This window comes from Bradyrhizobium sp. Ec3.3 (assembly GCF_000472925.1).
Classification (GTDB): Bacteria; Pseudomonadota; Alphaproteobacteria; order Rhizobiales; family Xanthobacteraceae; genus Bradyrhizobium.
The window spans coordinates 26133-48788 of sequence record NZ_AXAS01000018.1; the positions used below are offsets into that span (position 1 = coordinate 26133).

16 protein-coding genes and 1 tRNA gene are annotated in these 22656 nt (G+C 63.2%); 3 read left to right on the plus strand and 14 right to left on the minus strand.

Translation table 11 applies throughout. The features are described 5' to 3' along the window. Positions 1-11: 11 nt before the first annotated feature. Both YUU_RS0119825 and acdA read left to right on the plus strand, forming a co-directional pair. Positions 12-587 carry a peroxidase-related enzyme gene (locus YUU_RS0119825; protein ID WP_027523963.1) on the plus strand — a complete coding sequence of 192 codons (576 nt, stop codon included), beginning with the start codon at positions 12-14 and terminating at the stop codon, positions 585-587. A 37-nt stretch (positions 588-624) separates the two neighbouring features. After that, on the plus strand, positions 625-1830 hold the full coding sequence (gene acdA / locus YUU_RS0119830) for a 3-sulfinopropanoyl-CoA desulfinase (RefSeq protein ID WP_245288054.1): 1206 nt from the start codon (positions 625-627) through the stop codon (positions 1828-1830). Positions 1831-1854: 24 nt separating this feature from the next. Here acdA and YUU_RS0119835 read toward each other — a convergent pair whose 3' ends face one another. Then, positions 1855-2787 (minus strand): LysR family transcriptional regulator, encoded by a 933-nt coding sequence (locus YUU_RS0119835; protein WP_084801488.1) that lies wholly within the window; start codon positions 2785-2787, stop codon positions 1855-1857. Between the two features lie 85 nt (positions 2788-2872). On the opposite strand from YUU_RS0119835, the gene YUU_RS0119840 reads away from it, so the two are divergent. Continuing rightward, on the plus strand, positions 2873-3817 hold the full coding sequence (locus YUU_RS0119840; RefSeq protein ID WP_051389808.1) for an MBL fold metallo-hydrolase: 945 nt from the start codon (positions 2873-2875) through the stop codon (positions 3815-3817). Between the two features lie 211 nt (positions 3818-4028). On the opposite strand, the gene YUU_RS0119845 is transcribed toward YUU_RS0119840, so the two are convergent. The 13 genes from YUU_RS0119845 to YUU_RS0119905 form a co-directional block, all read right to left on the minus strand. Then, positions 4029-4105: transfer RNA gene (locus tag YUU_RS0119845), tRNA-Arg, on the minus strand. Between the two features lie 155 nt (positions 4106-4260). Continuing rightward, the gene (locus YUU_RS0119850; RefSeq protein ID WP_027523967.1) at positions 4261-7371 is read right to left on the minus strand and encodes an EAL domain-containing protein; all 3111 of its coding nucleotides are present in this window, start codon (positions 7369-7371) and stop codon (positions 4261-4263) included. Positions 7372-7555: 184 nt separating this feature from the next. Continuing rightward, positions 7556-8641, minus strand: coding sequence for a branched-chain amino acid ABC transporter permease (locus tag YUU_RS0119855; RefSeq protein ID WP_198031784.1), 1086 nt, complete (start codon positions 8639-8641; stop codon positions 7556-7558). Continuing rightward, complete coding sequence (locus tag YUU_RS0119860) at positions 8638-9648, minus strand: branched-chain amino acid ABC transporter permease (RefSeq protein WP_027523969.1); 1011 nt, start codon at positions 9646-9648, stop codon at positions 8638-8640. The genes YUU_RS0119855 and YUU_RS0119860 overlap by 4 nt, the downstream gene beginning before the upstream one ends. Further along, on the minus strand, positions 9645-10367 hold the full coding sequence (locus YUU_RS0119865) for an ABC transporter ATP-binding protein (RefSeq protein ID WP_027523970.1): 723 nt from the start codon (positions 10365-10367) through the stop codon (positions 9645-9647). The genes YUU_RS0119860 and YUU_RS0119865 overlap by 4 nt, the downstream gene beginning before the upstream one ends. After that, positions 10364-11128, minus strand: coding sequence for an ABC transporter ATP-binding protein (locus YUU_RS0119870; protein WP_027523971.1), 765 nt, complete (start codon positions 11126-11128; stop codon positions 10364-10366). The genes YUU_RS0119865 and YUU_RS0119870 overlap by 4 nt, the downstream gene beginning before the upstream one ends. Positions 11129-11198: 70 nt before the next feature. Beyond that, a complete protein-coding gene (locus YUU_RS0119875) occupies positions 11199-12380 on the minus strand; it encodes a substrate-binding domain-containing protein (protein WP_156944412.1) in 1182 nt (393 codons plus the stop codon). Between the two features lie 118 nt (positions 12381-12498). Continuing rightward, positions 12499-14550 (minus strand): acyl CoA:acetate/3-ketoacid CoA transferase, encoded by a 2052-nt coding sequence (locus YUU_RS0119880; RefSeq protein WP_027523973.1) that lies wholly within the window; start codon positions 14548-14550, stop codon positions 12499-12501. A gap of 116 nt (positions 14551-14666) precedes the next feature. After that, complete coding sequence (locus tag YUU_RS0119885; RefSeq protein WP_198031785.1) at positions 14667-15977, minus strand: MFS transporter; 1311 nt, start codon at positions 15975-15977, stop codon at positions 14667-14669. A 198-nt stretch (positions 15978-16175) separates the two neighbouring features. Continuing rightward, on the minus strand, positions 16176-17618 hold the full coding sequence (locus tag YUU_RS0119890; protein ID WP_027523975.1) for a sigma-54-dependent Fis family transcriptional regulator: 1443 nt from the start codon (positions 17616-17618) through the stop codon (positions 16176-16178). A 278-nt stretch (positions 17619-17896) separates the two neighbouring features. Further along, complete coding sequence (locus YUU_RS0119895; protein ID WP_027523976.1) at positions 17897-19633, minus strand: bifunctional diguanylate cyclase/phosphodiesterase; 1737 nt, start codon at positions 19631-19633, stop codon at positions 17897-17899. Positions 19634-19854: 221 nt separating this feature from the next. Then, positions 19855-20817 (minus strand): sensor histidine kinase, encoded by a 963-nt coding sequence (locus YUU_RS0119900; RefSeq protein ID WP_027523977.1) that lies wholly within the window; start codon positions 20815-20817, stop codon positions 19855-19857. A 381-nt stretch (positions 20818-21198) separates the two neighbouring features. Next, positions 21199-22575, minus strand: a complete 1377-nt coding sequence (locus YUU_RS0119905) for a cytochrome P450 (RefSeq protein ID WP_027523978.1) — start codon at positions 22573-22575, stop codon at positions 21199-21201. Between the last annotated feature and the right edge of the window lie 81 nt (positions 22576-22656).

Consider the following 22656-nt stretch of genomic DNA (forward strand, 5'->3'; position numbering starts at 1 on the left):
GATCCAAAGTCATGACCCAAGCCCTTGCAGTCAGCCGCTTCCCTGTCCCCGATCTCGCCGACATGCCGGATGACATCCGAAACCGCATCCTTGCCGTTCAGGAGAAGTCGGGCTTCATTCCGAATGTCTTCCTCGTGCTCGCGCACCGACCGGACGAGTTCCGCGCGTTTTTCGCCTATCACGACGCGCTGATGGACAAACCCGGCAATCTCACCAAAGCCGAGCGCGAGATGATCGTGGTCGCGACAAGCAACCTCAACCAGTGCCAGTATTGTGTGGTGGCGCATGGGGCGATCCTGCGGATCCGTGCCAAGGATCCCCTTATCGCTGATCAGGTCGCCGTCAACTACCGCAAGGCGGACATCACTGATCGCCAGAAAGCGATGCTGGATTTCGCCGTCCGGGTCTCTACCGAGGCTCAGAAGGTCTCCGAGAGCGACTTCGCCACGCTGAAGTCGCACGGATTCACGGAAGAGGACATGTGGGACATCGCTGCGATCTCGGCCTTCTTCGGCTTGTCGAACCGGCTCGCCAACGTGACAAGCATGCGTCCGAACGCCGAATTCTACTCCATGGGTCGTGGCTGAGAGGAGAGAGGACGCTATGGAGTATTCGTCCCAGCAATTGGCCCTGAAGGAACGAGCCGCCGCGCTCTCAAACGGGCTGCTCCGCAAACGCGGCGTCGAGATCGATCAATCGCGTGAGTACCCCTGGGATGTTGTCGAAGCGTTGAAAGCCGAGCGCTTCATGGGAATGACCATTCCGAAGGAATACGGCGGCCAAGGCCGGAGTTTCCTTGATACTGCATTGGTCATTGAGGAGATGGCACGCTCCTGCACAGTCTCGGCACGCATCGTCGTTGAAGCCAACATGGGTGCCATCTCGACCGTCATGGCGTACGGCACCGATGCGCAGCGCCGGCGCGCCGCCGATCTTGTATTGGCAGGCGACAAGCCCGCCATCTGCATCACAGAGCCAGAGGCAGGCAGCGACGCGAGCGGAATGAAGACCCGGGCTGACAAACGCGGCAATCGCTACGTGCTTAACGGCAGGAAGCATTGGATCACCGGTGCTGGCGTGTCGCGTCTGCACCTGATTTTCGCCCGGGTTTTCGATGAGGGCGGCGAGGAACTCGGCGTTGGCGGCTTCCTGGCGGTGCGCGGGGAAGTCGAAGGACTGCGGATGAGCAAGCGCGAAACGACCATGGGGCTCTGCGGCATGCCCGAGGGCGAGCTCATATTCGAAGATCTCGAGATTACGCCAGAGATGGTGCTGCTGCCCCCGTCGGGCTTCAAGCGCGGCTTTGCCGATCTCATCAACGCCTATAACAGCCAGCGCGTCGGCGCGGGCACCGTCGCCATGGGGATCGCCGCCGGCGCGCTGGAGCACGCGGTCGAATGGGTCAGGACGCGCGAACAGTTCGGGCGGCCGATCGGCGAGTTCCAGGGCCTGCAATGGATGCTAGCTGACATGCAGACCCAGCTCACGGCGTCCCGCCTGATGCTGCATGCGGCAGCATCCTCGCGCGGTCCGGGCAGCGCGTTTCCCGACCCGATGCTCGCAGCCCAGGCAAAAATCTTCGCGTCGGAAGCCGCGATCAAGATCGTCAACGACGCGCTGCAAATGTTCGGGGCACGCGGTTATTCGCGTGACTTTCCGCTTGAGCGCATGGCGCGCGACGTGCGCATGTTCACGATCGGCGGCGGCACCGCACAGGTTCTGCGCACCCTCGTCGCCAGCAAGGTTCTGGGCTGGAAGCTGCCGCAGACCCGCGATGGCTACACGATACTCGAAAACCAACTAGATCGAGATCTAGGATCAAAGCCATGACCTTGAGATCGTTGGCGTCACCATTCAGGGTTTCTTCGCGCCTTGGCTCTTCCTCAGATCAGCAAACTCTTGCCTGAGCAGGTCCACGACCGTTCTGACCTTGGGTAGATCCGCCATGCGCTTGTGGCAGATGATCGTGAGTTCTGCGCGGAGCGAGGTTGGAAGTTCGAGCTTGAGCTCCACGAGTTCGCCCGGTCGTTTGAGCCGATGGGAAGTCTTCAGAAGGATCATCGCGCCGACGCCGGCCTGGCAGGCCGCGACCTGTACGCTGTAATCGTCAGATGTGAAAGCAGGACGAAAGTCCGGGATCCTGGCCGCGAGCTCCGGATTCGGGCTCGTCATCTCGCGCTCTCCCGCCCATGCGATCCAATCGAGGTCGCGGAAACCGTATTTCGCGGGCAGTCTCCGCGCGTAGTCCCTGCTCGCGTAGGCGCCGATCGGAACGACAACTTCATCGACTGTGATCAGATCAGGATCATCGGACGGGTATCTCCTGAGCGCGATGTCCGCCTCGCCGAGCGAGAGGTTCAGGCGTTGCGTGCTGGCCAGAACCTCGAGAGTGATCTGTGGATGCTTTCTCTTGAGCTTTTCCGCGATCGGAGCCAGGAAATCGAAGGCGAATGAAGGTACCGCCGCGATGCGTACGCGGCCGCTCACGGGTGAGTTCTTCGCATCGAGTGAGCGGGCAGCTTCCGTCGCCCATTGCGCCATACCTTGAGCCGCGGGAAGTAGCCTCGCTGCGGTTTTCGTCAAGGTGATGCCCAGGTTCTTGCGGACGAAAAGCGGCTCGCCGAGCCCGTACTCCATCTCTGCAATCCTCCGGCTCAAAGTGGGTTGGCTCACCTTGAGGCGCCGTGCGGCGCCGCTCAGACTCCCCGCGTCGCAAACGGCGAGAAAGATCCGCAGGTCATCCCATTGTAGTTCCACCTTCTCACTCCCCAGTCCGCGGTCATCCATTTATGTATGGTGACATAGGAAGTTAGGCGATTGCTATTCTGCCTGTCGAGGGCAAAAGGAGCGCCAGAAATGAGGAAAAACAATCATGCTCCGCAAGCCAGGTCTCTTTTTCATTGGCGCCTTTGCCATCGCCGTACTTCCCGCGTGCACGCAAACCTCGCATCCGGGGAAGCCCGCCGATCTCGGCAAGCCTATTAGCTCGGCGGCAATGGAAGCCTTGATCGATCAGCCGGGACCGATTGAGCTCAAGACGGTCATCGGCGCGGATTGGATCGCCGATCTTTCGGGCCTGCTCAATCTGAGCGATCCGAAAGCCGTCCAGGCCGGGCTCAAGGATCACGAGGAGCCGATCAAGGTCTATACACACGTCGTGCGGCATCCGACGCAGGGATTTTTCCTGGTCGACACCGGGGTTTCAAAGCGGCTGGTGGAGGATCCGGCGAGCTTGGGGGTCGGATGGGTTCTGAGAAAATTCGCCAAGATTCAAAGGATGCAGGTTCGGGAAGACACGTCGTCGGTCATCAAATCGGAAGGCGTTCCTCTCAAGGGTGTGTTCATGACCCATCTCCATCTCGATCATATCTCCGGCATGCCTGATGTTCCGAAGGACATTCCGATCTACACAGGCCGCGGTGAGCCCGAATATTCGAGCCTTGTGCATATGGTCGTTCAGGGGACGGAGGACAGCCTGCTTGAAGGAAGGCCCCCACTTCGGGAATTCCAGTTCTCGAAAGATCAGGATGGGAAATTCGAAGGGGTGATCGATGTCTTCGGTGATGGTTCATTCTTCGCGATACAGACCCCGGGACATACTCCGGGCCATGTCTCCTATCTCGCCCGCACACCAACAGGTCCGGTGCTCCTGACGGGCGACACAGCCCATACGCGTTGGGGGTGGGAGAACGACGTCGAGCCTGGGACTTACACGGACAACCGAGAAAGCGAACGGAAGAGTTTGCTCGCGTTGAAGGCCCTGAGCGAACGTCACCCGAAGATGATTGTGAAGCTGGGTCATCAGCCTCTGGACTAAAGGGCAGCTAGTAACTGGTCCACAAGCTCAAGGCGCGGCTCGAGCATGGTGAGGCAGCAATTAGGCCTCGCCTCAAGCCGCCGCCCGTCACTTGCCGCTGAGGCATTCGTGGACCTGCTGGTGGTCGAGGTCCCCCCTGCGTGACGCCGCTTGCCTGCTCTGACAGGGCGAGCACATTCAGCAGACAATCGTGATTGCGCATCGATGATGTTGGCGCACCCGACACGATTCGAACGTGTGACCTTTGCCTTCGGAGGGCAACGCTCTATCCAGCTGAGCTACGGGTGCAGCGAGCCTCATTTAGCTGATTGGCGCGGGGTCGGCAACCTCTGGCCGGCGTCCTTCTCAGCCCCCGGGCGGACCTGCGCCGCCGGGGCCGGAACCTCCCGAATCCCGCGATCGAGGCCGGCGATTTCGGTCTTGGGGAGGCGGGAAACGCCGCTTCAGGCCACCGCCGCCACTTGGGCGCTGCGCGGGCCGAACAGCTTTCGCACGTCGCTTGCGGCCTTCGGTGCGCTGAACAGATAGCCCTGCATCTCGGTGCAGCCGAGGGCGCGCAGCATCTCGCGCTGCGCCTCGGTCTCGACGCCTTCGGCCACGGTGGTCATGTTGCTGGCGCTGGCGATGTTGACCACCGCCTGGACGATGACGGGCGCGCCGCTGGTTTCCGCGATGTCCGCGATGAAGCAGCGGTCGATCTTGATCTTGTCGAACGGGAAGCGCTTCAAATAGCTCAGCGAGGAATAGCCGGTGCCGAAATCGTCGAGCGCAATGCGCACGCCGATCGAGCGAAGCTGATGCAGGATCGAGAGCGCGGCCTCGTCGTCGCGGATCAGCACGGCCTCGGTGATCTCGAGTTCGAGGCGGCACGGATCGAGACCGGACGCGGCGAGCGCGCCGGCAATCTTCAGAGCCAGCGTCTCGCATTTGAGCTGCACCGGTGAGACGTTGACGGCGAGCCGCACATGGCGGGGCCAGCTTGCGGCCTCGGCACAGGCCGTGCGCAGCACCCAATCACCGAGCTCGTTGATCAGGCCGGTGTCCTCAGCCACGGGAATGAACTGGGCCGGCGAGACCATGCCGCGCTCGGGGTGATGCCAGCGCAGCAACGCCTCGCAGCCGGAGACCTCGCCGGAGCGCAAATTGACCAGCGGCTGGTAGTGGAGCTCGAAGCCGCCCTCGACCATTGCCTGACGCAGGTCCTGCTCCATGGCAAGGCGCGCCTTGGCACAGGCATCCATCGCCGGCACGAAGAAGCGATAGGTGCGGCGGCCTTCCGCCTTGGCGCCGTACATAGCGAGGTCGGCATTCTTGATGAGCTGGTCGAGATCGGTACCGTCCTGCGGCGCCAGCGCGATGCCGATCGAGGCATCGGTCGAGAGCTGATGGCCGAGACAATGGTAGGGCTGCCGAATCGCCTCGTGGATCCCTGTCACGAAGGCCAGCACGTCGGCGGATGTCTCGATCCCGGTCTGGATCACCGCGAACTCGTCGCCGCCGAGCCGCGCGATCAGGTCGCCCGGCTTGAGGCAGGTGCGGATGCGGGCCGCGACCGCCTTCAACAGCTCGTCGCCGACGTGATGGCCGAGCGAATCGTTGATGCCCTTGAATTCGTCGACGTCGATATAAAGCAGCGCGAACCGCCCGCCACCCGCGACCTTCTCGAGCTCGCGCTCGATCTGCTCGCGGAACAGCAGGCGGTTCGGCAGATCGGTCAGCGCGTCGTAATGCGCCATATGCGCGATCTTCTCGTCGGCGCGGCGCCGCTCCGTCACGTCCTCGATGACGTTGATGATGTAGCGCGGCTCGCCACCGTTGTCGCGGATGCCGATACGCTTGGAGATGACGTAGCGATGGCCACCGGTCCTGGTTTCCCAGGCCTGCTCACCCAGGACCAGGCCCTCGGGCGACTGCAGCAGGCTGTCGTCCTCGCAGGTAACGGTCTCGGCGTCTGCCGGTGGAAGAATGTCGAAGGCCGTCTTGCCGACAATCGTCTTGCCCGATTCCCCGAACACCTCCTCGGCAATCCGGTTGACCAGCAGATATTGCCGCGTGCGGGCGTCCTTCACCGTGATCTGCGAGGGGATATGGTCGATGATCTCGCGCAGGAAGGTGTAGTTGCGGTCACGCTCCTGCTCGAGATTGCGCCGTTCGGTAATCTCCTCGATCGTGGCAACCCATCCGCCCTGTGCAAGCGGGGTGTTGATGACCTGGAAGGCGCGGCCGTTCGAGAATTCATGGATCCTCGTCGAGACCTTGCCCTCGGCGACGATCTTCATGACGCCGGCGCAAAACTCCTCGACGTTGCCGTCGAACGTCCCGCGCTCCTTGCGATGATGCATCGCCTCGTGGATGTGGCAGCCGGGCTTGATGACGTCCGGGGACAGGCCGAACATGTCGGCATAGCGCCGGTTGCAGGTGACGATGTATCCGTTGGCATCGTAGAGGATCAGGCCCTGCGACATGTTGTTCAGGGCGGTATCGAGCCGCAGTCGTTCCGCCTCGATCCGCGCTTGCGTCTCGCGGTTCTGGCGGCTGATCTGGCGAATGATGAGATAGAGGATGAACGCGATGATCGTCGCCACCAGCGTGGCCGCTGTTATCATGAAGCGGGTTTGCTCGCGCCAATCCGCAAGCGCCGATTCCGTCGTGTTGGTGGCGATGACGATGATCGGGAAATGCACGAGCGACGCACCGGCGCCCAGCCGCCCCACGCCGTCGACCGGACTCTTCTCGATCCGCACCGTCTGCCGACCGCCCTTGGCCGCGATCTTCCGCAACAGCGGTGCGTCGGCGTAACTCTTGCCGATCAGCGTTTCGATGTGCGGGTACCGTGCCAGCATCGTGCCGGCGCTGTCGAACAGCGATATGGCGGCGCCACTTCCGAGCGCAACGGAGGAAAAATATTTCTGATAGCTCGCCGGATCGATCCGGCGCACCATGATGCCGAGGAGCCCGCCCTGCGGGCTGGTCAGCCGACGTGCCACCACCGTGGTCCATTTGTCGATGATGAGACTGCGCACCGTCTCCAGCAATACAGGCTGTGACTGGGGATTGGACTTGAAGGTCTGGAAATAGGCTCGCGACGAGATGTTGATTTTCGGCAGCGGCTCGTTTCGCGACCAGTTGATGATGTCTCCGTTGATGTCATAGATCGCGATGTCGCCGAGATAGTTCACGGCGCTGATCTTGTTCGTGAGCATGCGATGGGCTTCATCGCTCGACATCCGCTCGCGGAACACCTCAGGCGAAGAGATCTCGGCGAGCTTCATCTGCGCCACCAGATCGGCGGCGACGGTCTCGGAATCCTCGAACTGCTGATCGAAATGGCGGGTCAGCAACACGACGGTGTTCTTGAGCTCGCGTTCGTTGTTGACGAGGGCGCGCTCGCGGAAATCGTCGATCACCATGGTGGTGACGACGAAGATGCCGGCCACCAGCAGCGCGCCGCACAGCGTCAGCCACAGCACGGGTCCGCGCCGTACGGCAGCGTCCCAGCCGCCCCTTGTGGCGGTGGCTATTCTGCTCGTGATCGTGGACGACATCAGGCGCATTCCCCCTCCCAGGGGGAACATGCATACTATGCACAAATGGCCTAACCCTTAGGAAAGCCGGTTATTTAAGGCTTAACCGGGCGGCGCCACTGTCCGGGTCGATGGCGACAGCGGACTATCCTGCTTCGCCTTCAGCTTGCGCGTTACACGCGTGAAACGGAGCAACCGCGGTGTTAACGCCGACTTAATGCGATGCGTCTTTGGCGGGCTTGGCGCCGGCATTGCGCAGACGCCCGACCACGCCGGTCGGAAAGAAGTAGACGCTGGCAATGAAGAGCAGCCCGAGCCACAGCAGCCAGCGGTCCGGGTGCAGCAGGCCCGGCAGCAGCGGCAGACCGGCATCGGCCACCGCCTTCGAGGCAACGCCCATCAGGGACTGAAGATAGTTTTGCGCGAGGATGAAGATGGTCGCGCCGATGATCGCGCCGTAGATCGTGCCCATGCCTCCGATCACGACCATCAGGAGAATATCGAGCATGATCGAGAAGCTGAGCGAGGTGTCGGGCCCGGCGTAGCGTAGCCACAGAGCGTTGAGAATGCCGGCGCTGGCGGCGACCAGCGCCGCGAGGCAGTTGGCATAGGTGAGGTGGAACACGGTGCGGAAGCCGAGCGCCTCGGCGCGAAAACGGTTCTCGCGGATCGCCTGGAGCACGCGGCCGAACGGCGAGTTCACCACGCGCAGCAGCGCGAGGATCATCAGGGCTGATGCCGCGAAGACGAGGTAGAAGGTCAGGGTGCGGCCGTTCAACTCGAAGCCTGCAAAGCTCTTCGGGATCAGTACGGTGCCTGGCCGCAGCAATTCCGGCAGCTGAAAGCTCCGCCCGTCCTCGCCTCCGGTGAGCCAGGAGAGCTGCGAGGCCAGCACCTGGAACGCGGAGGCGACCGCGAGCGTGATCATGGCGAAGAAGATCGCCGCCACCCGCAGCGAGAACAGTCCGATCGCGAGCGCCAGCAGCGCCGCGAGCGGCAGGCCGATGACGATGCCGGTTGCGACTGCGCCCCAGTTCGGTCCCATCGAATAGAGCGCGATCGCGATCGCGTAGCTGCCGATGCCGTAGAACATGGTGTGGGCGAACGACACCGAGCCGGTATAGCCGAGCAAGAGATCATAGGAGGCAACGAGCGCCGCAAAGATGCAGATCTTGGCCGCGACGTTCATCGCCTTGGCGCCCGGAAACAGATAGGGCGTCGCCGCCAGCGCCAGGATAATGACGACGAGAATGAGGGTGAGGACGCGGCTGCGCGGCGGGTCGCCTGACAGGATCATCATCGGCTGGTCACCGCATAGAGGCCGCGCGGCCGCCACATCAAAACGGCGACCATCAGCAGGATGTTGGACACGAGGGCGAGCTTCGGCACCAGGAAGCCGCCGTAATTGGCGACCATCGCGACCAGAAGCGCGCCGATGAAGCAGCCGCCGATCGAGCCGAGCCCGCCGATGATCACGACGATGAAGATCAGCACGGTGAGATCGTCGCTCATGGAGGCGTGGACCTGCTCGCGATAGAGCGCCCACATCACGCCACCGAGGCCTGCAAGCGCCGATCCCGTCATGAACACGCCGAGGAACAGGCGGCGGATGCGATAGCCGAGCGCCTCCACCATTTCGCGGTTCTCGACGCCGGCGCGGATCAGGAGCCCGAGCTTGCTGCGGTTGAGCACGAGCTGGATCGCGATGAAGACGACGAGGCCGACCAGCATCGCGAGCAGGCGATATTTTGCGATCGCGACGTCGCCAAAGATGAACGAGCCGCGCAGCGAGGTCGGCAGCGGCAGCGGGATGATCTGCGGGCCCCACACGGCATAAAGCGTCTGCTCGGCGACGATCAGGCCACCGGTCGTCATCAGGATCTGCTTCAGGTGCTGGCCGTAGACCGGGAGAATCAAGATGCGCTCGACGACGAGGCCGAGCGCACCGGACACCGCCATCGAGAGCAACGCGGCCGGCGCCAGCACGGCAAGGTTCATCAGAAGCGAATCCGCCTGCATCGCGGCGGCAAACGGTAGCAGGATCAGAGTTGCCACATAGGCGCCGACGGCGATGAAGGCGCCGTGGCCGAAATTGAGCACGTCCATCAGGCCGAACACCAGCGTCAGGCCTGAAGCCATGATGAAGATCATCATGCCCATGGCAAGGCTCGCGGCGGTCAGCGTCAGCCAGGAGCTGGTCGAGCCGACGAAGGGAATCATGGCGAGTGCGAGCGCGATCGGCAGTACGATCGGCGCAATGTCGCGCTTGGGCTTCGGCAGCGGATCGGTTGCGGCAAGGTCGGTCATTGATGCGCCTCCAGGCTCAGGCCGAGCAACCGCTCCTGGAGCGGCACGTCGGCGGCGAGCGCCGCCATCTCGCCGCGATGGACGATGGTGCCATTGTCCATCACCAGCACGCTGTCGCCGAGCTCGCGGGCGGCAAAGAAATTCTGTTCGACCAGGAGAATCGTCGCGCCCTTGCGCTTGATCTCCTTCAGGCACTCGATCAGCGCCATGACGATGGCGGGCGCCAGGCCTTTGGTCGGTTCGTCGATCAGCAAGAGCTTGCGCGGCTCGATGATCGCGCGGGCAATCGACAGCATCTGCTTCTGTCCGCCTGAGAGAGAGCCGGCGCGCGACAGCCAGAACCGACGCAGCGCGGGGAAGAAGCCAAAAATCCAGTCGAGTTGGGCGTCGTCGAGCGGACCGTCGCGCGCTGCGAGCACCAGGTTCTCCTTCACCGTGAGGTCGGAGAACACCGCCATGCTCTCCGGCACGTAGCCGACGCCCAGCCGGGCGATGTCGGGCGTGGCGCGGCCTTCGATGCGCTCGCCGGCGAGACTGATCTCGCCGCTGGAGGCCTGCCACAGCCCCATGATGGTGCGCAGCGTCGTGGTCTTGCCTGCGCCGTTGCGGCCGAGCAGCATGGTGGTCTGCCCCTGGGCGACCGCGAGGTCGATGCCCTGGAGGATGTGATAGCGGCCGATATGGGTGTGCACGCCGGAGAGTTTGAGCAGATCGGTCATGCGGCGCTCTTCGGGGCAACGCCGAGATAGGCTTCCTGCACGATCGGCGAGGCGATCACCTCGGCCGGCGGGCCGTCGGCGACGAGCTGGCCGTTATGCAGCACGATGATGCGGTCGGCGAGCGAGCGCACCACATCCATCTTGTGCTCGACCAGGAGGATGATCTTGCTCCTGTCCTGCTTGAGTTGCGCAATGAGGTTGAGCACTACCGGAACCTCGTCGATGCTCATGCCTGCGGTCGGCTCGTCGAACATGAAGACCTTCGGCTCCAGCGCGATCATCAGCGCGACCTCGAGCTTGCGCTGGTCGCCATGCGAGAGCGCGGTCGCGGTGACGCCGCGGCGGTTGCCGAGCGCGACCTGGTCGAGGATGCCGTCTGCGCGCGCGATCATGTCGCGCCGCACCATCCAGGGCCGTAGCATGTCATAGTGCGTGCCGTTCGCCGCCTGCACCGCGAGGCGGACGTTCTCTTCCACCGTCAGGGTCGGAAACAGGTTGGTGAGCTGGAACGCGCGGCCGAGACCAGCGCGCGTGCGCAGCGGCGCCGAGTGCTCGGTGATGTCGGTGCCGTCGAACAAAATGCTGCCGCTCGACGCGCGCAACTGGCCCGAGATCAGGTTGAAATAGGTGGTCTTGCCGGCGCCGTTCGGTCCGACGATGGCGGTGAGCTCGCCCGGGCGGAAGCTGCAGCTCACATTGTTGACCGCGACATGGCCGCCAAAGCGGATGGTCAGGTCGCGCGTCTCTAACGTCAGGGCCATCGGGAGAACTCTCGGATCATTCACGGAAAGTCCTCTCCCCGCGAGAGATCGCGGGGAGAGCAAGACAGCATCACCGCTTGTTGCGGATCGGAACGTCCATGTCCTCGATCTTCAGCTCGCGCACCGGCTCGAGGATGGCCCAGGCGACGTTCGGATCGACCTTGACCTTGAAGTGATACATGCTCTGGAGCGCCTGATGGTCTTCTTTCCGGAACACCATCTTGCCCTTCGGCGTGTCGAACTCCATGCCTTCCATCGCCGTGATCAGCTTCTCGGTGTCGGTCGACTTCGCCTTGGTGACGGCGGCAACGACGGACATCGCCGCGGCAAAGCCGCCCGCGGTGAAGAAGTCCGGCGGCGCGTTGAAGCGCTTCTGGTGCTCGGCAACCAGCCAGTCGTTCACCGGGTTCTTCGGGATGTCGTAGTAGTAATAGGTCGCGCCTTCCATGCCCGGCAGCGCCTTGTAGGCGGCGAGCGCCGGCAGGATGTTGCCGCCGGTCGAGAGTTCGATGCCGTAACGCTTCGGATCCATGTCCTGTAGCTTGGCCAGCGGATTGCCGGCGCCGGCCCAGATCACCCAGATCACCTTGCGGCCCGGCTTGTCCTTCAGCGCGTCGAACAGGCGCTGGCCGACGGCGGTGAAGTCGGTGGTCGAGGTCGGGGCATATTCTTCGGCAGCTAAGGTCGCGCCGGTCTTGGCCAGCGCTTCCTTGAAGGCGGCGACGCCGTCACGGCCGAAGGCGTAGTCCTGCGCCAGCGTTGCAACGGTCACGCCCTGCTTGCCGATCGCGACCGCGTTGGAGATCGCGTCCTGCGAGGAGTTGCGCGCGGTACGGAAGATGTAGCGATTCCACTTCTCGCCGGTAATCTGATCCGCGACGGCGGGCTCGACGATCAAAATCTTCTTGTTCTCTTCGGCGACGGGCAGGATCGCGAGGGCCGCGGCCGACGACGTCGTGCCGATCGCGATGTCGACCTTGTCGTCCTGATAGGCTTCGGCGAGCGCAGCTTTCGCTAGGTCCGGCTTGCCCTGGTCGTCCTTGGTGATGATGACGATCTTGCGACCGTCGAGCATCATCGTGCCCTTGGTGGCGTATTCAAAACCCATTTGCAGTCCGGTCTCGGTCTGCTTGGCATAAGCCTCCAGCGGGCCGGTCTTGCCGTAGATCAGCGCGACCTTGAGATCATCTGCGCACGCTGTGGTGGCCGCGGCGAGGCCAAGAATCGTTGTTGCTATGGTTGTTGTTATGATGACTGGTAAACGCAAGATGATCCCTCCTGATCCATTTTGTTGGGCAATAGCGATTTGCACAGCGCGGCGGACATTGCAATTCAACCTTCCGCCCGGGCCTGCGCATGCAAGGTCTGCATCATTTTTGAGCCTTCCGCGCGCCGCGTGACGCGCCGTCATCGCGTGCGTCAGTCCCTTCGACCTGCCGCATATCCGACTGCGCCTCGGCGGCGCTCTCGAAGATGTGCGGCGCTACGCCGCGTTTTTCCAGCGCCTCGCCGAGCTTGATGCGCAGGAACCCTGATGTCGTGTAGCGCGAGACGCCGGAATAGAAGCGGTCGACGAGGCCGCGGACCATGGCCGAATAATCGTCCATCAGCTCGGGCAGGATCGAAAAGTTGTCGTAGTTGACGATGGCGTAGACCCTATGGCCGAGCGGGGCGAGCCTGGCCTCGACGATGCGCGCGATGGCGTCGATATCGGCCTTGCTGCGCAGGGGATAGCGTTCCAGATTGACGAAGAACATGTTCTGCTGCTCGTCCAGCGTGAAGCGCTGGTCGAGCGGGATGGTCAGAAGCCGTTCGCGCAGCTCCATCAGATCGTCACGGAAGATGCGCGCGTCCATCAGGGCGGGGTCGCGCGGGACCAGCGGCTTGAAGTCCATCAGGCGCAGGATGTCGCGCTCGATATCGATGCCGGGCGCGACCTCGATGAGCTCGAGGCCGTCGGGGCGTAAGCTGAAGACGCAGCGCTCGGTGACATAGAGCACGCGCTGCCCGCGCGCCGCCGAGACGGCTCCGCTGAAGGTGACGTGCTCGACATGGTCGACGAACTTGCGTGACTTCGCTTCTTCGACGATCGACAGCTTGCCGTCGCTGACCGCGATGTTCTGCTTGCCCGCGCCGAAGGTGCCGACGAACACCACCTCCTTGGCGTTCTGGCTGATATTGATGAAGCCGCCGGCGCCCGCAAGCTTCGGCCCGAACTTGCTGACGTTGAGGTTGCCGGCACGATCGACCTGCGCGAGGCCGAGGAAGGCCGCATCGAGTCCGCCGCCGTCGTAGAAGTCGAACTGATACGGCTGGTCGATCACGGCCTGCGTATTGATGGCCGCGCCAAAGTCGATGCCGCTCGCGGGGATGCCGCCGATCACGCCGGGTTCCGCCGTCAGCGTGATGAGGTCGATGATGCGCTCCTCATTGGCGACCGATGCGATTCCCTCGGGCATGCCGATGCCGAGATTGACGACGCTGTTGGCCTTGAGTTCGAACGCGGCGCGGCGGGCGATGATCTTGCGCTCGCTCATCGGCATCACGGGCAGGGATGCTGCACGCACCCTGATCTCGCTCGAAAAAGCGGGGTTATACTGCGTGCCAAACGTCTGCCAGTGATGCTCGGGCTTCGCCACCACGACGCAGTCGACGAGGATTCCGGGAATCTTGACCTGGCGCGGATTGAGGCTGCCGCTCTCGGCGACGCGCTCGACCTGGGCGATGACGATGCCGCCGGAATTATGCGCGGCCATGGCAATGGTGAGCGCTTCCAGCGTCAGCGCTTCCTTCTCCATGGTGAGGTTGCCGTCGGGATCGCCGGTGGTGGCGCGGATGATCCCGACATTGATCGGGAACGTCCGGTAGAGCAGGCATTCTTCGCCGCCGATCTTGATCAGCTCCACCATGTCCTCGGTGGTGCGTGCGTTCAGCTTGCCGCCACCGTTGCGGGGGTCGACGAAGGTGCCCATGCCGACGCGGGTGATGTGGCCGGGCCGGTGCGCGGCGATGTCGCGGAAAAGATGCGTGATCACGCCCTGCGGCAGATTATAGGCCTCGATCTGGTTGGCGATCGCGAGCTGCTGCAATTTCGGTGCAAGGCCCCAATGCCCGCCGATCACGCGCCGGACCAGGCCCTCATGCGCGAAATGGTTGAGACCGCGGTGCTTGCCGTCGCCCTGGCCCGCCGCATAGACCAGCGTCAGATTGTGCGGCTTGCCTTGCGTATAGGGCGCATCGCCCTCGTTGGAGAGGTAGAGCTCCTCGAGCGCCATCGCGATCTCCTCGGCAAAGCCGATGCCGACGAAGCCGCCGGTGGCGACCGTGTCGCCGTCGCGGATCAGCATGACGGCTTCCGCCGCCGTGACGATCTTGCCCTTCTCGGAATTGCGCAGGTAAGGCAGAGCTGGGTGCTGGCTCACGGCGTTCCTCCCGATTCCTGGACCGCATGCCGTTGTTGTTCTATTGCGTCGATCTTAGCGCGAGGAGCGGTCCTGGAACAGGCCGCTCCTCGCGGCGCGAGACGTGGTCGGGCCGGTCAGGCCTGAACTATCTTGCGTGTTTCGGTGGCGAAGTAGACCGACACGATGGTGATGATCGCCAGCGCGATCATGTACAGTGAGATCGGCCAGGTTGCCGGCGCATAGGCCGTCATCAGGCCGGTCGCGATCAGCGGCGACAGCGCGCCGGCGAAGATCGAGGCGAGGTTGTAGCCGAGCGAGACGCCGCTATAGCGCACCTTGGTGCCGAACAGCTCGGACAGGAAGCTCGCCTGCGGGCCATACATCGCAGCATGTCCGACGGCGAGGCCCAGCACGATCGCGATCCAGGCCAGGTGCGGTTCCTTGGTCGACAGCAGCATGAACAGCGGGAACGACATCAGTGCGGAAAAGACCGCGCCGAAGATGTAGATCGGCCGCCGCCCGACGCGGTCGGAGAGCGCGCCGAACGCAGGGATCGTGAAGGTCTCGATCGCGGCCGCGATCAAAACGCCGTTCAGCATGTCCTGCTTGTTCATGCCGAGCGATTGTGTCGCATAGGCGAGCACGAAGGTGGCATAGATGTAGAAGAATCCGTTCTCGGCGAAGCGCGCGCCCATCGCGAGCAGGATGTTCTTTGGATACATCCGGATCGCCTCGAGGATCGGCATCTTCACTTCCTGCTTGGTGTCCTTGACCTTCTGGAACTCCGGCGATTCCGCGATGGTGAAGCGGATCCACAGGCCGACCAGCACCAGCGCGATCGAGAACAGGAACGGGATGCGCCAGCCCCAGGCATAGAGCTGCGCGTCGGTCAGCATCGAGGAGACGACCGAGAACACCAGCGTGCCGAGCACGAGGCCGAGTGGAGCGCCAAGCTGCGGCCAGCTCCCGTAAAAGCCCTTCTTGTCCTCGGGGGCATGCTCGACTGCCATCAGCACGGCGCCGCCCCATTCACCGCCCAAGCCGAAGCCCTGGATCAGGCGGCAGGCGACGAGCAGGATCGCGGCCCAGATGCCGGCGGTCTCATAGGTCGGCAGGAAGCCGATCGCCGCGGTCGCAGCACCCATGATCAAGAGCGTCAGATACAGCATCGTCTTGCGGCCGATCTTGTCGCCATAGTGGCCGAACACGACGCCACCGAGCGGGCGTGCGATGAAGCCGAGCGCATAGGTCGCAAACGCCAGCAGCGTGCCCATCATGGGGTCGAAGGTCGGAAAGAACAGCTTGTTGAAGATCAGCGCGGCGGCGGTGCCGTAGAGGAAGAAGTCGTACCACTCGATCGCCGTGCCGATCAGGCTCGCGGTGGCGACGGTGACGTGCGATGGCTGCTTTGCCTGAAGCTGATTGACTGTGATCGCTCCACTCATCTTGGGTTCTCCCTGTTTTTGCCAAGCGCGCATTTGCAGCATGCGTCTTTGTGCAGAGCGAAAAGCAAGCTCCGCGCCAGATGCGGCGGATGTGGGCAAAGTGGCTGAAAACGCGGCAATTCGCGCATCTGCGCCAGGAAGAACGCGCAGCGAGTCGTGTCCGGAGTCTGAGACTCCGGACAATCTCAGTCTCGAAACTCAGACGGAGGCCGGCCCTGAGGCGAGGCCGAACTTGGCGAGCTTCTTGTAGAAGGTCGCACGCGAGATCTGGAGCATCTTGGCCGCTTCCGAGATCTGGCCGTTGCTGGCGGCGAGCGCCTGTTCGAGCGTGTGCTTCTCGAACTCGGCTTCGGCTTCGGCATAGGGAATGACGGTGCCGCCGGTCCGGGCCTGCGCCACGGGTCTGGTGTCGGCGCCGACGGGAAGGATGCGAGCAAAATCCTCGCCGGTCAGCCGTCCCGAATCGCTCAGGATCAGCGCCCGCTCCAGAATGTTGCGGAGCTCGCGGACGTTGCCGGGCCAGTTGTAGCGGGCAAGGCTTGCGAGCGCGCTCGGCGTGATCCTGGCATTGACGTAGTCGCCGGTGGCACTGATGTCCTCGAGCAGCCGCGCGCAGATGTCGGGGAGATCGTCGAGACAGTCGCGCAAGGGGGGTAGGCCGATCGAGAGCACGTTGAGCCGGTAATAGAGATCGGCGCGAAAGGCGCCCTCGCTGACGCGCTTGTGCAAATCGACATTGGTGGCGGCGACCACACGCACGTCGATCTTGGTAACTTTGTCGGAGCCGAGCGGCTCGATCTCGCGCTCCTGCAACACGCGGAGCAGCTTGGCCTGGAGCTGGAGCGGCATCTCGCCGATCTCGTCGAGGAACAGCGTGCCGCCATCGGCGATGCGGAATTTTCCCTCGCGGCCCTTGCGGTCGGCCCCGGTATAGGCGCCCGGCGCAGTGCCGAAAAATTCCGACTCGATCAGCGTGTCGGGAATCGCGGCGACGTTGACGCTGACGAACGGCTTTTCGGCGCGGGAAGAGGCGTTGTGAATGGCCTGCGCCAGCATCTCCTTGCCCGTTCCGGTCTCGCCGGTCAGCAGCACGGTGACGTTCTGCCGCGCGGCGCGCGCCGCCAGTTCCTTGGCCTGCGCGATCCCTGGCGTCGCACCGACGTAATCGGCAAAAGTGAAGCGCGCGGCACGTGCGTGCGACAATTGCCGCCGCGCCAGCCGCAGATCGCTTTCGAGCTGGGTGACGCGCGCGAGCAGCGGCTTCAGGCCTTCGAGGCGGTCATAGAGCACGAAGCCGATAGCGCCGATGATGTTTCCGCGCTCGTCCTCGATCGGCATGCGGGTGACGACGAGCTGCTCGCCGCCGAGCTCCATGATGTCGAGGATGATCGGCTCCCCGGTCTCCACCACCCGCCGCATCAGGCTGTTGGGAATGATCTCCTCGATCGGACGTCCCAGCGCCTCGGACTCGTGCGAGAGGCCGATCGCGGTGACGTATTTCTCGTTGACGTAGACCACCCGCCCGTTGCGATCGATCGCAATGGCGCCCTCGCAAAGATGCTCCAGCCGCTCGAACAGCGTCTCCATGGCGCGGGCGCGAATATAGGCGGGATCGCTGACGACGGAGGAGGGAGCGGACATGGCGTACCTCGGTGGCTGCCAAGCGAGGCAAGCCCGGACGTTCGCCTGCTTCTTAGCAAAAGGCCAGCAATTTCAAAGGGAGAATTCGCTGCTTGTAAGGATGGTCGATCCCCAGCACGTCGTCCTGGACAAGCGCAGCGCAGATCCAGGACCCATTACCCCAGGGAGTAGTTTGGCGAAGACTCGTGGTCACCGACTTCGCGCCACAACCACTCCCTGGGGTAATGGGTCCTGGCTTTCGCCAGGACGACCTCGAGGTGGTTGGGCCGCTTCAGGGCCTACCGCCGGTATCCACCCGCCCGTGAATAGCCCTGCCGGTTCTGCTGCATCGGGCGGCTGGCGATGCTGACGCGCGCTTCGCTGGCCGCGGGGGTTGCGAGCTTCAGCTCTTCCAGGAAGACCGGCCGGGCGAAATAATAGCCCTGCGCATAGCGGATCTTGGTCGCGGCCTGGAGATAGGCCAGCTCCTCATAGGATTCGAGGCCTTCGGCGATGACCGTCATGCCCAGCGCTTCGCTCAAGGATTCGATCGCGCGCAAGATGCCCTGGCTGCGCGGGCGCTTATGGATGTCGGTGATGAAGGAACGGTCGATCTTGATTTCGTCGGCCGTGATGTCGGCGAGCGCCGAGAGCGAGGAAAAGCCGATGCCGAAATCGTCGATGGAGATACCGACGCCGAGCTTGCGGAACATCGGCAGGATTTCGGACTGAAAAAGATTCGTGGCGACGAAGGCATCTTCCGTCACTTCGATCATGAAGCGTTTCGGGAAGCCGGTCTCGTCGAGCGCTTGCGCAAAAGAGCGCATGAACTCGGGATTGCCGGCCTGCTTGGCGGCGACGTTGATGCTGATGCTCGCTTCGGCGCCAAAGGTGTCGTTGATCAGGTCGATCGACCTCACGATCTCGGCCAGCACGAGATGGGTGAGCTCGTCGATGAGCCCGAGCTCGACCGCGAGGTTGATGAACGAGCCCGGTGCCTGGATCACGCCCTCATCGTCGCGCAGGCGCACCAAGGCCTCGATGCCCTTCACGGCCTGGGTCCTGATGTCGACCTTGGACTGGAACGCGCAGCAGAAACGCTTCTCGAGGATGGCGAGCCGCAGCGACTGCTCGATCTTCATGCGCGCGAGCGCCTCGCGCTCCATGCCGGAGTCGAAGAACGCAGCAGAACCCTTGCCCTGGTTCTTGATGCGGTACATCGCGATGTCGGCGTTCTGGCGCAGCACCTCGAAGGAGCGGCCGTGATCGGGATAGAGGCTGACGCCGACCGAGGTGGAAGCGAAGATCTCGGAGGAGTCGATGAAGAAGGGCGCGGTCAGGCGCTTCAGCGTCGCCTGGATGAATTCGGCGACCTCCTCTTCGCTCTTGATCGGCGAGAGCAGCAGCAGGAATTCGTCGCCCGAGATCCGCGACAGCATGTCGGTCTCGCGCAGGTCGCGGCCGAGCCGCTTCGATAGCTCGACCAGCAGCGCATCGCCGACCGAATGGCCGTAATAATCGTTGATGTGCTTGAAATTGTCGACGTCGAGAAAGGCGAGTGCAAAACGCTCGCCGTTGCGCTCGCGCCCCAAAATGCTGTTGACGCTATGCTCGATCACGCGCCGGGAGGGCAGGCCGGTGAGCTCGTCGAAATAGGCCGAGCGAAACAGCTGGTCCTCGAAATTCTTCTGCTCGGTGATGTCGGAGGAGGCGGAGATGAGGAGATCGCGGCCGGCAAGGCGGATCGGGCGATGGGTGGTGAGCAGGACCTGGCGCGCAGTGCCGTCGTGGAGGGATTCCTCGGCCACCACGGGCTGGCCTGCCCGCATCGCCTGTTGGCAGGCTTCGTGGCGCTGCGCCAGGTCCGGCGCCGGCCGGCTGCCATCCATGCCGAGATGGCGGGCAGCGGCATCGTTAACCAGAATGAGGTCGCCGCGCGCATCCTGCACGGTCACGCCGGCAGGCAGCATTCTAACGATTTCCTTGAGAAATCCGAGCTCGGCATCAGTCGCGCCGGAGTATTTGCTGTCGTTCATAGAATTCATGAATCTTGTTGTTCAGGCGCGCCTTTGTAATGGTGCGATCTTGCCGAAGTCCCTCTTAGGTTTGGTTAAGGGATACACAGAAATTCGGGAATGGTTCGCCGCAACTTGTCGCGCCGGCGCGAGCGGCGCCGATCGTCATTAACAGAGCGTCAACGCCACTTGCGAAACTGCGGGGGATGCGCGCAGCTCGCTTTCGCTCTGCCGTCAAAGTGTCAGGATTTGGGAATGCGACATTGCATGATGCAATGAACGCCGCTCTTCAGGTATGAGATCTCGGTCTTGCCGTCGAAGGCGACGAGCGCCGATTTCAACAATTTGGTGCCGAAGCCAGGCGCCGAGACCTTGTCGACGCTGGGTCCTTCGGTTTCGTCCCAGGTGATGGTGAGGCGGTCGTCGGAGACGGTCCACGACACCATCAGCAGGCCGCGCAAGGCGGAGAAGGCGCCGTATTTGCTCGCGTTGGTGGCGAGCTCGTGAAACATCAGTGACAGCGTGACCGCGAGCTTCGCCGGCAGGAAGAGCCGCTCGCCGTTCAGCGTGAAGCGGACATGGCCGTAAGGACCGAGCTCGGAGATCAGGAGGTCGCGGATGTCGCAGCCGGAATTGTCGACCCGCGCGATCAGATCGTCGGTTGCCGCCAGCGACCGCAGCCGCGGATCGATGCGGGCCCAGACCTGCGGCTGGTCATGCAGCACCTGATGCAGCACCGCATGTACGGTCGAGAGCTTGTTCTTGAGCCGGTGCTGCAATTCATCGACCAGGAGCTTGCGATACTCCTCTTCCTCGATCAGGCGCTTGGAGATCCGCCGCTGCTCGATCAGGAGCGAGCGGTAGTGCTCGACGCCCCAGATCGTGAGCGCGGTGACGGCCCAGTACAGCACGAGCAGGACGAAGCGCGCGGTGTCGGCATGGGCGTCGCCGAAATTCAGGCTGACGCCGAGCACGCCGCCGATCAGTGCCGTGATGACGCCGATGCGCAGGCCGCCGAATGCAGCGGCAAAGAACACGGCCGGAAAATACGGTGTGAAGAAGATGTCCGGCCGTACCTGGGCGAGGCCCCAGCGCACCAGCGTCGCGAGCACGAGACAGATCGTCGCAAAGCCGACGCTGAGCGCCAGCGAAGGCGGCGAGATGCCGAGCCAGCCCTTCCGGAATTCGTCGACCAGTTTCACCATCTGCCGTTTAACCGCGAAGCGAGCTCGATAGGCGGGCTGCAAATGAAGGCGATGCACAGGCCGTCTGCGCAAGCATAGCTTGCCTCGGCATTGGCGGGCGCGGATATTGACCGTTGGAACGACAGCGCCGCACGGTGCCGGTCTATTGGCCTCAAATCATTCGAAAACAGGAACATCCCACGGGCAGGCTGGAGCGACCAGTGGGAGTCTTTATCGTCGAAGATGCCAAAATTGTGATCGATGGATGGCTATACCGGAAGGCGAGGTGGCCAGACCACAGCGAAGAATCCGTGAGGTGGGCAAAGCGAAGCGTGCCCACCAATTCTCCATCCGCGAAAAGTGGTGGGCACGGCGCTCCGCGCCTTTGCCCACCCTGCGATCTCACACCGCCTTCACGTTCACCCGCAATCCGTCGCGCGGCTTGGGGATCGGCCACATCTGCCAGTCCGGCTTGTAGCCGGGCTCCAGCGATACCTCGAGATTCTGCAAGAAGTGCCGCGCAAAGCATTTCGCCTGCATGTAGGCGAAGTGCAGGCCGAGGCACATATGCGCGCCGCCGCCAAACGGGATCCAGGCGAAGCGGTGGCGGTTGCGCTGCGCCTCCTCGGTGAAGCGCTTGGGATCGAAACGGTCCGGCTCCGGCCAGATGTCCTTCATGTGATGGGTGTAGAGCGGATTGACGCCGACCGCCGTGCCGGCCGGAATCGTAAACCCCTTGAATGTGAAGTCGCGCATCGCACGGCGCGGCATCGACGGCACCGGCGGCTTGATCCGCAGCGCCTCCTTGAATGCCATCTCCGACAGCGGCATCTTTTCGAGATCGTCAAAGCTCGTCGGCGAATCGGCCGAAAGTTTTAGCGCCGCAACCTCGTCGCGCAGCCTGCCTTGCCAGTCCGGATGGGCCGCGAGCTCGCCGATGAACGACGTCAGCGACGAGGTCAGCGTGTCGTGCGCGGCCATCATCAAGAAGCTCATATGGTCGATGATGTCCTGCTCGGAGAGCAGCGCGCCGTCCTCATGGGTGGCGTGGCAGAGTTGCGAGAACAGGTCCTCGCCGCCTTGCTTAGCGCGGCGCAGCGGAATCTGCTCCCTGAAATAGGCGACGATGCGCTTGCGGCCGTTGACGCCGCGCGCCATCTGCGTGCCCGGGAGCGGACGACGGATCGGGGTGACGGCGGCCGCCACCATGTCGACGAAGGCGCGATTGATCTCGGCGACCTCCGGCCCGATATCGGCGCCGAGGAAAGACGTCGCGGCGAGATCGAGCGTAAGTTGCTTCATCGCCGGATAAAGCTGCATCACGCCCGGTTTTGCCTTCCACTGTGCGACGCGCGCCGCGATGCCCTTGTCGAGATCGGCGAGATAGGACTTCATCGGCCCGGACTTGAAGGCGACCGACAGCGCCTTGCGGTGCAGGCGGTGCTCGTCGAAATCGAGAAGCATCAGGCCGCGCGGAAACAACAGGCCGAGCACCTTGTTCCAGCCATGGGTCGAGGAGAACAGCTTTTGCTGGTCGAACAGCACAAGCTCGTTCGCTTCGGGCCCGAGCAGCACGACGTTGGTCTCGCCGAAAATGTGGGTGCGATAGACCGGGCCGTATTTTGCGCCGGCCGCCTCGATGTGGCCCTTGGGATCGGCCAACACCTGGAACGTCTTGCCGATGATCGGCCAGCCCTCGTCGCCCGGAATGTGCGTGAGCTCGTTGCGCTTCGGTGCGGTCCAGCTGATCGCAGGCGAGGCCACACTCTGCATCGACATGGCGTTGGCTCCCGGTTGTTGACCGAACCGGATCGCGCGACCACGACCCGGCTGACGTCGACAGCATAGCACAGTTGGCGC

What these genes read in the sequence shown, in the direction of transcription:
- YUU_RS0119850 (WP_027523967.1), bottom strand. Translation starts at nt 7,371, where the DNA reads ATGCGCCTGATGTCGTCCACGATCACGAGCAGAATAGCCACCGCCACA.
- YUU_RS0119895 (WP_027523976.1), bottom strand. Translation starts at nt 19,633, where the DNA reads ATGAACGACAGCAAATACTCCGGCGCGACTGATGCCGAGCTCGGATTT.
- YUU_RS0119905 (WP_027523978.1), bottom strand. Translation starts at nt 22,575, where the DNA reads ATGTCGATGCAGAGTGTGGCCTCGCCTGCGATCAGCTGGACCGCACCG.
- YUU_RS0119870 (WP_027523971.1), bottom strand. Translation starts at nt 11,128, where the DNA reads ATGGCCCTGACGTTAGAGACGCGCGACCTGACCATCCGCTTTGGCGGC.
- YUU_RS0119840 (WP_051389808.1), top strand. Translation starts at nt 2,873, where the DNA reads ATGCTCCGCAAGCCAGGTCTCTTTTTCATTGGCGCCTTTGCCATCGCC.
- YUU_RS0119865 (WP_027523970.1), bottom strand. Translation starts at nt 10,367, where the DNA reads ATGACCGATCTGCTCAAACTCTCCGGCGTGCACACCCATATCGGCCGC.
- YUU_RS0119860 (WP_027523969.1), bottom strand. Translation starts at nt 9,648, where the DNA reads ATGACCGACCTTGCCGCAACCGATCCGCTGCCGAAGCCCAAGCGCGAC.
- YUU_RS0119885 (WP_198031785.1), bottom strand. Translation starts at nt 15,977, where the DNA reads ATGAGTGGAGCGATCACAGTCAATCAGCTTCAGGCAAAGCAGCCATCG.
- YUU_RS0119900 (WP_027523977.1), bottom strand. Translation starts at nt 20,817, where the DNA reads ATGGTGAAACTGGTCGACGAATTCCGGAAGGGCTGGCTCGGCATCTCG.
- YUU_RS0119855 (WP_198031784.1), bottom strand. Translation starts at nt 8,641, where the DNA reads ATGATGATCCTGTCAGGCGACCCGCCGCGCAGCCGCGTCCTCACCCTC.
- YUU_RS0119835 (WP_084801488.1), bottom strand. Translation starts at nt 2,787, where the DNA reads ATGGATGACCGCGGACTGGGGAGTGAGAAGGTGGAACTACAATGGGAT.
- YUU_RS0119890 (WP_027523975.1), bottom strand. Translation starts at nt 17,618, where the DNA reads ATGTCCGCTCCCTCCTCCGTCGTCAGCGATCCCGCCTATATTCGCGCC.
- YUU_RS0119825 (WP_027523963.1), top strand. Translation starts at nt 12, where the DNA reads ATGACCCAAGCCCTTGCAGTCAGCCGCTTCCCTGTCCCCGATCTCGCC.